This is a genomic window from Vibrio sp. 1641 (genome assembly GCF_033339995.1).
Lineage (GTDB): Bacteria > Pseudomonadota > Gammaproteobacteria > Enterobacterales > Vibrionaceae > Vibrio > Vibrio alginolyticus.
This window is the reverse complement of the sequence record NZ_JAWOVP010000554.1, coordinates 1-501: the sequence shown is the minus strand read 5'-3', so window position 1 is coordinate 501 and position 501 is coordinate 1. Positions and strand designations below refer to the sequence as shown.

Annotated in this window: 1 protein-coding gene; it reads left to right on the top strand. The window is 45.7% G+C overall.

What is annotated here, in order from left to right:
* On the top strand, nt 1-393 hold a 393-nt coding region (locus R7Z47_RS27090; protein WP_318131057.1), incomplete at its 5' end, for a TRAP transporter large permease subunit.
* Nucleotides 394-501 lie beyond the last annotated feature (108 nt).

Sequence of the window (501 nt, the reverse complement as noted above, 5' to 3'; positions counted from 1 at the left end):
ACGTATACAGGCGGTGACTATTTGGTCGAAGAATGGATGTTGCAGATCCCGGGTGAGAAGTGGGGCTTCTTGATCATTACGATGATTGTGATTTTGATTCTGGGCTTCTTTATCGACTTCGTTGAAATCTGTTTCATCATCGTTCCTATTATCGCACCGGTTGCTGAGCTGCTCGGCATCAACATGACGTGGTTTGCTATTCTCATCGCGATGAACTTACAAACCTCCTTCTTAACACCGCCATTTGGCTTCAGCTTGTTCTATTTGAAAGGGGTTGCGCCTGCAGGCGTGACTACACGGGATATTTATCGTGGCGTGATGCCATTCATTGCGATTCAAATTCTCGTCCTTGCCTCCTTACTGTTTTTCCCAAGTTTCTACGGCATGGGTTAATGGCTAAGGAATAAAAGAGATTTTGTGAGCTGAGAGTCTTCACCTTTTGAGACAAGTTGTTAAGCTGCTCTTGGGGCATATTGACCCTTTGGGCAGCGTTTCATGGAG